This is a genomic window from Microbacterium sp. W1-4-2, assembly GCF_058349885.2.
The window spans coordinates 966,024-979,364 of record NZ_JBYRJC020000002.1 but is presented as its reverse complement, the minus strand read 5'-3'; the positions used below and the strand labels follow the sequence as shown (position 1 = coordinate 979,364).

The window sequence follows — 13,341 nt, the reverse complement described above, 5'->3', positions numbered from 1 at the left end:
GCGATGGATGCCGCAGCCCCGGCGCCGCTGGTCGCAGCACCCCTGCGGTCCGACCTGCGCGCGCAGCGCGCAGGCGCCCACCGCCCGCGCGCGCAGGGTCTGTCCGCGCAAAGCCCGTCCGCGCAGAACCCGTTCGCGTCGCTGACGACGCTCGGCGGCCTCTGGCCGAGCGGCGTCGGATCCCGCCGGAGCGCCGGGCGCACGGCATCCCGTCCCCACGCCCTGCGCTGGACGCTGCTGATCATGGCCGTCGTGGTGATCGGCGGCGCGCTGGCGATGACGATCGGCACGCCCGCGCACGCCGCGGTCACCGATCCGACCCCGCCCGCGGTCCCGACCGTCGCGCCCACCGCCGGCCCCGGGATCACGATCGGCATCAACGGCATCGACGGCTCGCCCTCGGCATCCGTCCTCACCCTGCTGGCCATCACCCTGCTGTCGGTCGCCCCCGCGCTGCTGCTGATGATGTCGTCGTTCACGAAGATCTTCGTGGTGCTGGCGATGACCCGCAACGCCCTGTCGCTGCCGACGATCCCCCCGAACCAGGTGCTCGCGGGCCTGGCGCTGTTCCTGTCGCTGTTCATCATGTGGCCGGTGCTCACCGACATCAATCACGTCGCGGTCCAGCCGTACACCGACGGCAGCATCACGTTCGCGCAGGCGATCGACCTCGGCCAGGGGCCCTTGCGGAAATGGATGCTGTCGTTCACCCGTCAGGAGGACCTCGCGCTGTTGTCACGCGTGGCTGCGGTGCCGAATCCCGCCGACCCGCAGAGCGTGCCCATGCAGACGCTCATCCCGGCGTTCATGCTCTCGGAGCTGCGCGCGGCGTTCGTGATCGGGTTCGTGATCTTCGTGCCGTTCCTGGTGATCGACCTCGTGGTGGCCGCGGCGCTCATGTCGATGGGCATGATGATGCTGCCGCCGGTGATGATCTCGCTGCCGTTCAAGATCCTGCTGTTCATCCTGGTCGACGGGTGGGGACTGATCATCCGCTCGCTGCTGGAGAGCTACGGAGGCACCGGATGAGCCCCGAAGCCGCCCTCGACATCGGCGCGCAGGGCCTGCTGATCGCCGCGAAGCTCGCCGCTCCCATCCTCGTGACCGCGCTCGTGGTGGGACTCGCGATCTCGCTGCTGCAGTCGATCACCCAGGTGCAGGAGGTCACGCTCTCGTTCGTGCCCAAGGCGATCGCCGTCGGCATCGCCCTGGTGGTGGCCGGCAACTGGATGATCTCGGAGATGATCGCGTTCACGAACGAGATGTTCGCGCGCATCCCGATGCTGCTGACGGGCGGATGACGTGCACCTCCCCGTCGACTTCGCCTGGCTCGAGGCCACGATGCTCGCGGCCGTGCGCATCACGGCGTTCCTGTTCCTGGCGCCGCCGTTCTCGCACGGTGCGATCCCGGCGCGGATCCGCGCGATGCTCGGGGTGGGCCTGGCTCTCGCCGTCAGCGGCGCGCTGCCGCGCACCGCGGTGATGGACGTGCTGCCGTTCCTGGGCGCTCTGGCGCTGCAGCTGCTGACCGGGGCGCTGCTGGGTTTTCTCGTGCTGCTGTGCTTCTCGGCGGTGCAGTCGGCCGGCAGCCTGATCGACATCTTCGGCGGCTTTCAGCTGGCGCAGGTCTTCGATCCGCAGATGCAGGTGTTCGGCGCGCAGTTCACGCGCCTGTTCCAGCTGACCGCGATGACGCTGCTGTTCGTCTCGGGCGGCTACCAGGTGATCATCGCCGGGCTCACCCGCAGCTTCGCCGCCGTGCCGGTCGACGGAGTCTTCGCCTCTGCCGCCCCCGCGCGGCTGCTCGTGGACGGCCTGTCGCAGATGGTGCTCGCGGCGGTGCAGATCGCCGGTCCCCTGATCCTCGTGCTGTTCCTCGCCGACGTCGCGCTGGGCCTGGTGACCCGCGGGGCGCCGGCGCTGAACGCGTTCGCGCTGGGCCTGCCGGTCAAGGTGCTGCTGGCCCTCGTGCTCGCCGGCACCGTCTATCTCGCCCTGCCCGGCATCGTCGAGGCGCTCGGGTCGGATGCGCTGAACCTGCTGCGGGGGGTGGGCCGATGAGCGACAGCGGCGAGCGCACCGAGAAGGCCACCGACCGGCGCCTGCGCGAGGCGCGGCAGAAGGGGCAGCTCTCGCGCAGTCAGGACCTCACCGCGTGGATCGGCATCGGCGCGGCGGCCGTGTGCCTGCCGGCGGCCGTGGCGGCGGCGGCGTCGGCGGGCACCGAGCAGCTGGTGCGGCTGACCTCGGTCGTGCGCGATCCCACCGCGGCCTCGGCCCGAGCCGCGCTCGAGCTCGGCCTCGGGGCGGTGCCCGGCGTGATCGGGCCCCTGCTGGCGACCGTCGCGGCCGTCACCCTGTTCGGCGCGGTCGTGCAGGGCGGCGTGCACCTGCGCCGGCCCTCAGGCAGGTACGAGCAGTTCGACGTGGTCAAGGGTCTCGGCCGGCTGTTCGGCCGGCGCGCCCTATGGGAAGGGGCGAAGGCCCTGCTGAAGACCGCCGCCATCGCCCTGGTCGTCTGGCTGGTGATCGCCGGGCTCATGCCGGTGCTGTCGGCCAGCGGCGCGCACTCCGTGGCCGAGCTGCTCGGCACCGCCGCATCGGGCATCGCCGGCCTGCTGCAGGCGACCGTCGCGGTGGGCCTGGCGCTGGCCGCGATCGACGTGTTCGTCGTCATGCGACGCAACGCCAAGCACACCCGGATGACCAAGCGCGAGGCCAAGGACGAGAACAAGAACAGCGAGGGGGATCCGCTGATCCGCCATCAGCGTCGGTCGCGGCAGCTCGCGATGAGTCGCAACCGCATGATCGCCGCGGTCGCCGACGCCGACGTGGTCGTCGTCAACCCCACGCACGTGGCTGTGGCACTGCGCTACGAGCCGGGCAAGTCCGCTCCACGGGTGGTCGCCAAGGGCAGCGGAGTGATCGCCGAGCGCATCCGGCAGAAGGCGACGGATGCCGGTGTGCCCATGGTGCGCGACATCCCGCTCGCCCGCGCCCTGCACGCCGGGTGCGAGCTGGGCCATGAGATCCCCGAGACCCTGTACACGGCCGTGGCCCACGTGCTCGTGTTCGTCGATGCCCTGCGTCGCCGCGGCGCTGCCCGCGGCATCCACTCCCTTCCCCCGAGGAGGACCGCATGAACTCGCTGATGCGAAAACTCACCGTGCCGGTCGGCGTCGTCGGCATCCTGATGCTGCTCGTGGTGCCGATCGCCCCGTTCCTGCTGGACTCGCTGATCGTGCTGAACATCATGTTCGCGCTCGTGATCCTGCTGACCACGATGTTCGTCAAGAAGCCCCTCGACTTCTCGGTGTTCCCGTCGCTGCTGCTGGTGGCCACGCTCTTCCGGCTCGGGCTGAACGTCGCCTCGACCCGGCTCGTGCTCGGCGAGGCGTACGCGGGCCAGGTGATCGAGGCGTTCGGGCAGATCGCCGTGGGCGGGTCGCTGATCATCGGCGCCGTGGTGTTCCTGATCCTCGTGGTGATCCAGTTCGTCGTGGTCACGAAGGGCTCGGAGCGGGTCGCCGAGGTCGGCGCGCGGTTCACGCTCGACGCCATGCCCGGCAAGCAGATGGCGATCGACGCCGACCTGAACGCGGGGCTCATCACCGATGTGCAGGCGCGGGAGCGTCGTGCCGAGGTCGCCGCCGAGGCCGACTTCTACGGCGCAATGGACGGCGCGTCGAAGTTCGTCAAGGGCGACGCGATCGCGGGGCTCGTGATCATCGTCATCAACATCGTCGGCGGCATCGCGATCGGCATGGTGCAGCGCGGGCTGTCGATCGACGAGGCCGTGAGCACCTACACGCTGCTGACGATCGGCGACGGACTGGTGACCCAGATCCCGGCGCTGCTGATGGCGGTGTCGACAGGCATGATCGTGACCCGCTCGAACGCCGAGACCGAGATCGGCGAGGCCGCCTCGGCGCAGCTGCGGCAGTCGCGGCACGCGCTGTCGATCGCCGGGGGCGCTGCGGCCGTGATGGCGTTCATCCCGGGGATGCCGGTGCTGCCGTTCCTGGCGATCGGGGCGATCCTGCTCGTGCTCGGCCGACGCACGGCGGCCCGGCAGGCGCGCGAGGTGGCCGCCGAGCAGCAGCTCGAGCCGGCACCGGCCGGCGACGGCACCGACGAGCTCATCGAGCGCATGCGCGTGCATCCGCTCGAGATCCAGCTCGCCCCGAACATCGTCGACCTCGTCACGGGCGGGCCCGACGACCTGCTCGCGCGGGTCAAGGCGCTGCGCCGCCGCATCGCGCTGGACCTCGGCCTGATCGTGCCGCCGGTGCGCACGCGCGACAGCATCGAGCTCGAGTCGTCGACGTACGTCATCCGCGTGGCGGGCGCCGAGGCGGGCCGCGGCACCGCGCCGCCCGGATCCGTGCTCGCGCTCGGTCAGGGGCTCGACGTCCTTCCCGGCGCGGTCTCGCACGACCCGGTGTTCGGGCTGGAGGGCAAGTGGATCGCCGCCGCGATGCGGCACAGCGCCGAGCTCGCCGGCGCGACCGTGGTCGATCGGGCGAGCGTGATCGTCACGCACCTGTCCAGCGTCATCCAGGCCCACGCGGCCCGGCTGCTCGACCGCGAGGACGTGCGCCGCCTGACCGACGCGCTCAAGCAGGTCTCGCCCGCCGCGATCGAAGAACTCACCCCGACCCTGCTCTCGCTCGCCGAGATCCAGCGCGTGCTGCAGGGGCTGCTGGCCGAGCGCGTGCCGATCAACGACCTCGCTCGCATCTACGAGGCCCTCGCGCTGCGCGCCAAGGTCTCGACCGAGCCCGAGGGCCTGATCGAGGCCGCCCGTGCCGCGCTCGGGCCGGCGCTGGCGGCGCGGTTCGCCGACGGCGGCACTCTACGGGTGATCATGATCGCCCCGCTGCTCGAGCAGGCCATGCTCGAGGGCATGCGCGCCGGCGAGGACGGCTCGCACATCGTGCTCGAGCCCGACCGCCTCGAGTCCGTCGTCGAGTCGGTGCGCCAGGCGGTGACAGCCGCCGACGACAACGGCGGAGAGGCGGTGCTGGTGTGCGCGCCGGGCCTGCGCCCGGCCGTGCGGCGGATGGTCTCGGCCCAGACCGACGGGCTGGCCGTGCTCTCGTACACCGAGGCGACCTCGGCGGGCCTGGCGATCGAGACCGTCGGAGTCGTCCGCGACGGCGCCGCGCAGACCGCCGGGGCCCTCGCGCCGGTCGCGCACACGTGAGAGCTGCTCGACGCCGCTGAATCTCCGTCCCGTGTTGCCGCTTCATCCGCCCGACGCGGCACTTCGGGACGGCATTCCCAAGCCGCCCGACGAATCGCCGGCCCATAACGCCGGTTCACCGGCCCGACGCGGCACTTCGGGACGGCGCTCCGGAAGCCTCCCGCCGACGACGCGGCGCGACGCGGATGGATGCCGCATCCCGGCCTTCGGTCGTCACCTATGACCACTCCCACACGGCGTGGACGGTCACAGACGCCGACCGGACGAATTGCATCGCGCGCCTGCGGCGCCGCGCAGACCGCCGGGGCCCTCGCACCGGTCGGGCAGACGTGAGAGCAGCCTCGCCCCAGTAGGCTGTGGGGATGCTGGTGTTGACGAGGCGGATCGGCGAGAGCGTGCTCATCGGCGGCGACATCACGATCACGGTCCTCGACGTCAAGGGCGACAGCGTGCGCATCGGCGTGCAGGCCCCGCGCGAGACGCGGATCCAGCGGGCCGAGATCGTCCAGGCCGTCAGCGACGAGAACGTGTCGGCCGCCGCCGACACGGGCGCCGACGCCGAGAGCGCGATCGTCGCGGCGCTCGCCCGCCGCCGTCCGAACCGGGACCAGGCCCGGCCCCAGGACCAGAACGAGTCCGAGTCCGACTCCTGAGCCGATCGCGCCATGGTCATCACCTGACCGCGCCGTAGCCGCGGTGCACTTCGGGGTCCAGTCCGTGGCCTCCGACCACCCCGGGAATACCCCTAGGGGGTATCATGTTGTCCTGGAGGCGATGCCCACCTCGGGCATGCGAGCGAAAGGACGGACCATGACGACGACCGAGTACCAGGTCACCGGGATGAGCTGCGGGCACTGCGAGATGTCGGTGCGCGAAGAAGTCGGCCGCATCGCCGGCGTCGACGACATCCAGGTCAGCGCCACGACCGGCTCACTGGTGGTCACCTCGGCCGCTCCCCTCGACGACGCCGCCGTGATCGCGGCGGTCGACGAGGCGGGGTACGCAGCGGTCCGCGCCTGACGCGCCGTCGGGACCGAGGCATCCACCCATGACCACCCCCACCGACACCAGCGTCGAACTCGCCATCGGCGGCATGACGTGCGCGTCGTGCGCGACGCGCATCGAGAAGAAGCTGAACCGGCTCGACGGCGTCGTCGCGACCGTCAACTACGCCACCGAGAAGGCGCGCGTGACCGCGCCGGGCGACGTCGATCCGGCCGTGCTCATCGCCGAGGTCGAGAAGGCCGGGTACACGGCGACGCTTCCGGCGCCGCCGGTGGAGAAGAAGGATGCCGCGCCCGACGCGGACCCCGAACTGCAGTCCCTGCGCACCCGGCTCATCGTCTCGGCGGTGCTGTCGGCACCGGTGATCGCGATGGCGATGATCCCGGCCCTGCAGTTCACGTACTGGCAGTGGGCGTCGCTGGCGCTGGCCGCGCCCGTCGTGGTGTGGGCAGCGCTGCCGTTCCACCGCGCGGCGTGGACGAACCTGCGCCACGGAGCGGCGACGATGGACACGCTCATCTCGATGGGGACCTCGGCCGCGTTCCTATGGTCGCTGTACGCGCTGTTCTTCGGCACGGCCGGCATGCCCGGCATGACGCACCCGTTCGAGTTCACGCTGCAGCCCTCGGACGGCACCGCGAACATCTACCTCGAGGTCGCCGCCGGGGTGACGACGTTCATCCTCGCCGGCCGCTACTTCGAGAAGCGGTCGAAGCGGCAAGCCGGCGCTGCGCTGCGCGCGCTGCTCGAGCTCGGCGCGAAGGACGTCGCGGTGCTGCGCGGCGGCGTCGAGGTCAGGATAGCGATCGACGAGCTGCGCGTGGGCGACGAGTTCGTGGTGCGCCCGGGCGAGAAGATCGCCACCGACGGCGCCGTGGTCTCGGGCACCTCGGCCGTTGACGTGTCGATGCTCACCGGCGAGTCGGTGCCGGCCGAGGTCGCGCCCGGCGACGCCGTGACCGGCGCCACGGTCAATGCGGGCGGTCGGCTCGTGGTGCGGGCCACGCGCGTGGGCGCCGACACCCAGCTCGCGCAGATGGCGCGCCTGGTCGAAGATGCGCAGACCGGCAAGGCCGAGGTGCAGCGGCTCGCCGACCGCATCTCGGGCGTGTTCGTGCCGATCGTACTGGCCATCGCGGTCGTGACCCTCGCGGTGTGGCTGATCGCCGGGTTCCCGGTCGCGGCCGCGTTCACCGCTGCGGTGGCGGTGCTCGTGATCGCCTGCCCGTGCGCCCTGGGGCTGGCCACGCCCACCGCGCTACTGGTCGGCACGGGCCGCGGGGCGCAGCTGGGCATCCTCATCAAGGGACCCGAAGTGCTCGAGTCGACGCGCACCGTCGACACCGTCGTGCTCGACAAGACCGGCACCGTCACCAGCGGCCGCATGACCCTGGTCGACGCGGTCGCCGAGCCCGGCACCTCTCGCGGCGAGCTGCTGCGCCTGGCCGGAGCGGTGGAGGATGCCTCGGAGCACCCGATCGCGCAGGCCATCGCCCGCGCGGCCACCGAAGAGGCCGGCACGCTGCCCGAGCCCGCAGACTTCGCGAACCTCGAAGGGCGCGGCGTGCAGGGCGTCGTTGACGGGCACCTCGTGCTCGTCGGGCGCGAGACGCTGCTGGCCGAGTGGTCTCTCGCGCTCTCACCCGCCACGACCGCCGCCAAGGCGCAGGCCGAGGCCGACGGCAAGACGGTCGTCGCCGCCGCCTGGGATGGCGCGGCCCGCGGCATCCTGATCGTCGCCGACACCGTCAAGCCCAGCAGCGCCGAAGCGGTGCGCGAGCTGAAGGCGCTCGGGCTCACGCCGGTGCTGCTCACCGGCGACAACGCCGCCGTCGCGCACCGCATCGCCGCCGAGGTCGGCATCGACCGGGTCTACGCCGAGGTGCTGCCGAAAGACAAGGTCGACGTCGTGGCGGGGCTGCAGGCCGACGGCAAGGTCGTCGCGATGGTCGGCGACGGCGTGAACGACGCCCCGGCGCTGGCGCAGGCCGACCTCGGGCTCGCGATGGGCACGGGAACGGACGTCGCGATCGAGGCATCCGATCTCACCCTCGTCCGCGGCGATCTGCGCGCGGCGGTCGACGCGATCCGTCTGTCGCGCAGGACGCTCGGCACGATCAAGGCGAACCTGTTCTGGGCCTTCGCGTACAACGTCGCCGCGATCCCGATCGCCGCCCTCGGGCTGCTGAACCCGATGCTGGCGGGCGCCGCGATGGCGTTGTCGAGCGTGTTCGTGGTGGGCAACAGCCTGCGGCTGCGGGGCTTCCGCAGCGTCGTGCGCGAGCGCTGAGCCCGGCGCCCTGCGGCCCGGCCGGGCGCGGCGGGACCACCCTGCCCTCGTCCGGCCACCCTTCCCTCGCCCGGCCACCCTGCCCTCGCCCGAGGCGAGGAGATCTCGCCGAACGAGTACCGTATCCGGCGGTTCGGCCCTCGCCTCGTCAGATCTCCTCGCTTCACGCGAGGGTGCGGATGCTCATCTCGTCGACGTTGGGCACGTGTGCGCGGACGGATGCCTCGGCCGCGACCGCGATGCGGTTCGCCTCGATCAGCGGCACGTCGCCGACGCGGATGTCGGCATCGCCGTGCAGCCGGTGGCCGATCCACCGCAGCCGCACGCGGTCGATCCCCTGGATCTCGGGGACGTGCTGCAGGGCGTGCTCGGCACGGTCGAGGAGTTCGGGTTCGATGCCGTCCATCAGGCGGCGCCCGACCGAGCGGATCGTGCCGACCAGCAGCACGGCGATCATCGCCGAGATGAGCAGCCCGACGATCGGGTCGGCGAGGGGGAAGCCGAGCAGCACGCCGATCCCGCCGACCACGACGGCGAGCGAGGTGAAGCCATCCGTGCGGGCGTGCACGCCGTCGGCGACCAGGGCGGCCGAGCCGATGCGCCGACCGGTGCGGATGCGATAGACGGCGACGGCCTCGTTGCCGAGGAACCCGATGACGCCGGCGGCGATGACCCAGCCGACGTTCTCGATGGGCCGCGGGTGGACGATGCGGTCGATCGCCTCCCACGCGGCGACGACGGCCGACGCGGCGATCATCAGGACGATGAACAGGCCGGCGAGGTCTTCGGCGCGGTTGAACCCGTATGTGTACCGGCGGGTGGCGGCGCGGCGCGAGAGGACGAACGCGATCCACAGCGGGACGGCGGTCAGCGCGTCGGAGAAGTTGTGGATCGTGTCGGCCAGCAGCGCGATCGAGCCCGAGAATGCGACGATCGTGCCCTGCAGCACGGTCGTGGCCAGCAGCACGACGAGGCTGATCTTGACCGCGCGGATGCCCTCGGAATTGGCCTCGAGCGCATCGTCGATCGAATCGGACGCGTCGTGCGAGTGCGGCACGAAGATGCCGTGCAGGATGCCGGTGAGTCCGGTCGGATGGGCGTGACCGTGGGGACCGTGGGCATGGCCGTGCTCATGCTCGTGCTCATGCTCATGCTCGTGCCCGTGCTCGTGTCCGCGCCCGTGCGGGTGCGCGCTCACGCGCCGGCCGCCTCGACGTGATGATGGCGTGGGACACCGCCGAGCGAGTGCTCCGCCTGGAAGATCGCGTCGGTCACGAGCTGCGACGCGTGCTCGTTCTCGAGCCGGTAGAACACGCGCTGCCCGTCCTGACGGGTCGACACGATCCGCGCCATCCGCAGCTTCGCGAGGTGCTGCGACACGGCCGCCGGCGACTTGTCGACGATGTCGGCGAGGTGGTTCACCGAGAGCTCGTCGTTCGCGCGCAAGGCCAGGATGATGCGCACCCGGGTCGCATCGGCGAGCAGCCCGAACACCTCGACGGCGAGCTCGACGAACTGACTGTCGGGGTCCAATCCGCATGCCTGCGTATCTGCATCCATACGCAGATTATTGCAGACGTCTCGACAGCCGAAGACATCATTGTCAACACCGTTCCGCGGGCATACTGTGTCGCCATGTCAGATCCCGTTGCGACAGACCCGGATCACTATCGCGTGCTCTGGGAGAACGAGCGCGTGCGCGTGCTCGAGTACCGTGACGGGCCCGGGGACCAGACGCACCTGCACGAGCATCCCGACAGCGTCATGGTGACCCTCTCGGCGTTCGAGCGGGAGATCTCGTCGGGCGGCCGGCAGGTGCCGGTACACCTCGATGCCGGAACGGCCCGGTGGCTCGACGCGCAGACGCACGCCGGGCGCAATGTCGGAGACACCGCCACCCACGTCATCTTCGTCGAGTTGAAGGAGCCGCGTCCGACAGACGCGGCCGAGACCCACACGCTCGGCCCCACGGCGCCCTGACCACCCGTCTGCGCGGTGGCCGTACGCGGTACAGGGCAGCGGCGTCCGGGACGGCGATTTCCGGAGCGACGCGGGTCCCAGCGTGCGAGCGTCACCGCGCAGCCAGGCCGTGCTCATAGGCGTAGATCACGGCCTGCACCCGGTCGCACAGTCCGAGCTTGGCGAGCACCCGGCCGACGTGCGTCTTGACGGTGGTCTCGGAAACGACGAACCGCTCGGCGATCTCGGCGTTGGTCAGCCCCTTGGCCAGCAGCAGCAGGGTCTCGCGCTCGCGCTGCGTCAGCACCTGGTCGACGTCGGATGCCTCGGCCGGCGCATGCTGCAGGTATGCCGAGATCAGCCGCCGGGTGACGCTCGGCGCCAGCAGCGCCTCGCCGGCGTGCACCGAGCGGATCCCCGAGACCAGCAGCTCGGGCACGACGTCCTTGAGGAGGAAGCCGCTGGCACCGGCCCGCAGCGCGTCGTAGACGTAGCCGTCCATGTCGAACGTCGTCAGCATCAGCACGCGCGTGCGCGCGCCGGTCACGGGGTCGGCGACGATGCGCGCCGTCGCCTCGATGCCGTCCACGCCCGGCATGCGCACGTCCATGAGGACGATGTCGGGCTGCAGCATCCTGGTCTTCGCCACGGCATCCGCCCCGTCGACGGCCTCGCCGACCACCTCGAGATCCGGTTCGATCTCGAGGATCATGCGAAAGCCCCGGCGCACGAGCGCCTGGTCGTCCGCGATCAGGATGCCGATGCTCATACGGATTCCTTCTCACCGGCCTCGTCGGGGCCATCGGCCGGGATCGGCAGGTGCGCGACCAGCGTGAACCCGTCGTCCTGCCGCTCCGCGTGCAGGGTTCCGCCGTACAGCGTGACGCGCTCGCGCATGCCGAACAGCCCGTGCCCCACGCCCGCGTCCGGTTCGCGTGCGCCGTCGGGTGGGCGACCGTCGTCGGTCACGCGCACGTCGACCGCTCCCTCGGCGTACCCGAGCTCGACCTCGACCGCACACGGGGCGACGGCGTGCCGCAGCGCGTTCGTCAGCCCCTCCTGTACGACGCGGTAGACCGTGAGGTCGAGACCGGTCGGCAGAGCGCGGTCGGTCCCGGTGCGGCGAAGGCTCACCGGGAGCCCCGCGGCCCGGAACTTCTCGATCAGGTCGTCGAGCTGCCCGAGGCTCGGTGCCGGATGGCGCTCGGCGGCGTCGTCGGCCTGCCGCAGCATCCCGACCATGCGCCGCATCTCGTCCAGCGCCTCGCGCCCGACCTCTTCGACCGCCTCGAGCGCACGCCGTTCCTCGGCTTGATCGGCGGCGAGCCGGCGCCGCACGGCGGAGGCCTGCAGGGTCATGACGCTCACGCTGTGCCCGATGACATCGTGCAGCTCGCGCGCGATGCGATTTCGTTCTTCGACGACGGCCCGCGCCTCGCGCTCTGCGCGCACGACCCGCCGCTGCGCGGCGTGCAGCGTCTGACTGCGCACGAGCGCGCCGACCAGCCACGCGACCACCCACGGCGACATCCACCCGAGCTGCTCCAGTCGCAGCAGCGGGGTGTTCACGACCGGGTCGAACACGTCCCACACCGTCCACAGCACGACGACCAGCACGAGTCCGCACCACGACCGCCGACGGTCCACGTACCGGCCCGCCGAGTATGCTCCGATCGTGCCGGGCAGCGCGACGCCCATTCCCTCGGGCGCTCCGAACAGCGAGAACTCGATGGCGCTGACCACGACGATCGCCGACAGGCAGACGAGCGGTGCGGGTCGGCGCAGCACCAGCAGCAGACCCGTGACGACGTAGACCGCCGCCTCGGCGGCCACCGGCCCCTGCCGATGCGTCGCGTTGATGCCCCACAGCGCCTCGGCCAGGCCGAAGGCGGCGACCACGACGGCGATCGCGATGTCGAAAGCCCAGCTGCGGTGGCTCACCGACCCACAGTAGAGCCGCAGGCCGCGCACGCGCATCCTCCTCACGGAGGACCCGTCTTCGTGCCGGCGCACGAGCTCAAGACCGTCACCCGTGACGACGCGCGGGCCCCGGGCGCGCTCGTATCGTCCGAAGCACGCCCAGATCGGGCGCCACGATCGAGGAGGATCCCATGTCCGCATGCACACCGTCCGCATCCGCGACGTCCACAGCGGCGCCGCCGCGCTCCGCGGGCGTCGGACTGCTGATCTATGCGCTGGCGACGTTCGCCGCGTTCATGTTCGCGGGCTCGCCCGGGGGCGACTACCACGACGCACGCATCGCGGCATATCTCGAGCAGGCCCACGCGCCGACCGCGCTGACGCTCTGGTTCGTCGCCGCGGCAGGCGCCCTCGCGCTCGTCGTCTTCGGCGCGGGTCTGCGCCGGATTCCGGGGACGGGGAGCCCGCTCGCCGCGATCGCCACGGTCGGCGCCGCCGTGAGCGTCGTCGGCGCCTGGCTGGCCGGCGGGCTGGTGATCGGCATGATCGAGGGCGGCGCTCCGGTTCGAGCCGGCGTCCCGCATCCGCTCGCCTACCTGCTCACCGAGATCGGCAACCTCATGGCCGTATGCGGGCCCGCGCTGTGCGTCGGGGTGATCGCCCTCGTGCTCGCCGTCCGCTCCGGCCTGTCGATGTGGCTGCGGGTGTGCTGCGCGATCGGCGGGGTGTGCGGCATCCTCGCACCCTTCTTCTTCACGTACTTCGTCTACCTGCTCTTCACCCTCGTCCTCGCCACGGCGCTCATCGCATCACGCCGGGCACGGGGCGGCCACGAGACGGCTTCGAGAAGACTCCTGCGAACCGCGTCATGAATCGCGGCGACCGACGTCTCTTCCATAGGCAGCCGTGTGCGCTGCCGCCGCACCCAGAGCGGCGAGTCCGCGCCGCACCTCGGCTGCAC

Annotated in this window: 14 protein-coding genes; 10 read left to right on the top strand and 4 right to left on the bottom strand. The window is 71.5% G+C overall.

Annotated features, from left to right (window positions below; translation table 11 throughout):
* The first annotated feature begins 243 nt into the window (after window positions 1-243).
* From fliP to AC3RX0_RS12245, 8 genes are all read left to right on the top strand, one after another.
* Window positions 244-1,029, top strand: coding sequence for a flagellar type III secretion system pore protein FliP (gene fliP, locus AC3RX0_RS12280; RefSeq protein ID WP_491506348.1), 786 nt, complete (start codon window positions 244-246; stop codon window positions 1,027-1,029).
* Window positions 1,026-1,301, top strand: coding sequence for a flagellar biosynthesis protein FliQ (gene fliQ, locus AC3RX0_RS12275; protein WP_491506262.1), 276 nt, complete (start codon window positions 1,026-1,028; stop codon window positions 1,299-1,301). Before fliP ends, fliQ begins: the two co-directional genes overlap by 4 nt.
* A gap of 1 nt (window position 1,302) precedes the next feature.
* Window positions 1,303-2,061, top strand: coding sequence for a flagellar biosynthetic protein FliR (locus tag AC3RX0_RS12270; protein WP_491506261.1), 759 nt, complete (start codon window positions 1,303-1,305; stop codon window positions 2,059-2,061).
* Window positions 2,058-3,143 (top strand): EscU/YscU/HrcU family type III secretion system export apparatus switch protein, encoded by a 1,086-nt coding sequence (locus tag AC3RX0_RS12265; RefSeq protein WP_491506260.1) that lies wholly within the window; start codon window positions 2,058-2,060, stop codon window positions 3,141-3,143. Before AC3RX0_RS12270 ends, AC3RX0_RS12265 begins: the two co-directional genes overlap by 4 nt.
* Entirely contained in the window at window positions 3,140-5,206 is a 2,067-nt protein-coding gene (locus AC3RX0_RS12260; RefSeq protein WP_491506259.1) for a flagellar biosynthesis protein FlhA, read from the top strand. The genes AC3RX0_RS12265 and AC3RX0_RS12260 overlap by 4 nt, the downstream gene beginning before the upstream one ends.
* A gap of 362 nt (window positions 5,207-5,568) precedes the next feature.
* Entirely contained in the window at window positions 5,569-5,859 is a 291-nt protein-coding gene (csrA, locus tag AC3RX0_RS12255; RefSeq protein ID WP_491506258.1) for a carbon storage regulator CsrA, read from the top strand.
* 157 nt (window positions 5,860-6,016) lie between these two features.
* Window positions 6,017-6,226 carry a heavy-metal-associated domain-containing protein gene (locus tag AC3RX0_RS12250; RefSeq protein ID WP_491506257.1) on the top strand — a complete coding sequence of 70 codons (210 nt, stop codon included), beginning with the start codon at window positions 6,017-6,019 and terminating at the stop codon, window positions 6,224-6,226.
* Between the two features lie 28 nt (window positions 6,227-6,254).
* Window positions 6,255-8,501, top strand: coding sequence for a heavy metal translocating P-type ATPase (locus AC3RX0_RS12245; RefSeq protein WP_491506256.1), 2,247 nt, complete (start codon window positions 6,255-6,257; stop codon window positions 8,499-8,501).
* A 163-nt stretch (window positions 8,502-8,664) separates the two neighbouring features.
* On the opposite strand, the gene AC3RX0_RS12240 is transcribed toward AC3RX0_RS12245, so the two are convergent.
* Both AC3RX0_RS12240 and AC3RX0_RS12235 read right to left on the bottom strand, forming a co-directional pair.
* Window positions 8,665-9,564: a cation diffusion facilitator family transporter gene (locus AC3RX0_RS12240; protein ID WP_491506347.1), complete on the bottom strand. Its 900-nt coding sequence runs from the start codon at window positions 9,562-9,564 to the stop codon at window positions 8,665-8,667.
* A gap of 131 nt (window positions 9,565-9,695) precedes the next feature.
* Window positions 9,696-10,061 carry an ArsR/SmtB family transcription factor gene (locus tag AC3RX0_RS12235; RefSeq protein ID WP_491506255.1) on the bottom strand — a complete coding sequence of 122 codons (366 nt, stop codon included), beginning with the start codon at window positions 10,059-10,061 and terminating at the stop codon, window positions 9,696-9,698.
* A 75-nt stretch (window positions 10,062-10,136) separates the two neighbouring features.
* Between AC3RX0_RS12235 and AC3RX0_RS12230 the strand changes: the two genes are divergently transcribed.
* Window positions 10,137-10,481, top strand: coding sequence for a cytoplasmic protein (locus AC3RX0_RS12230; protein WP_491506254.1), 345 nt, complete (start codon window positions 10,137-10,139; stop codon window positions 10,479-10,481).
* Window positions 10,482-10,572: 91 nt separating this feature from the next.
* Here the strand turns inward: AC3RX0_RS12230 and AC3RX0_RS12225 are convergent, their stop codons facing one another.
* Together AC3RX0_RS12225 and AC3RX0_RS12220 are read right to left on the bottom strand one after the other, a co-directional pair.
* On the bottom strand, window positions 10,573-11,229 hold the full coding sequence (locus tag AC3RX0_RS12225) for a response regulator (protein WP_491506253.1): 657 nt from the start codon (window positions 11,227-11,229) through the stop codon (window positions 10,573-10,575).
* Window positions 11,226-12,401 (bottom strand): sensor histidine kinase, encoded by a 1,176-nt coding sequence (locus AC3RX0_RS12220; protein ID WP_491506252.1) that lies wholly within the window; start codon window positions 12,399-12,401, stop codon window positions 11,226-11,228. Before AC3RX0_RS12220 ends, AC3RX0_RS12225 begins: the two co-directional genes overlap by 4 nt.
* 170 nt (window positions 12,402-12,571) lie before the next feature.
* On the opposite strand from AC3RX0_RS12220, the gene AC3RX0_RS12215 reads away from it, so the two are divergent.
* Complete coding sequence (locus AC3RX0_RS12215) at window positions 12,572-13,252, top strand: hypothetical protein (protein WP_491506251.1); 681 nt, start codon at window positions 12,572-12,574, stop codon at window positions 13,250-13,252.
* Window positions 13,253-13,341 lie beyond the last annotated feature (89 nt).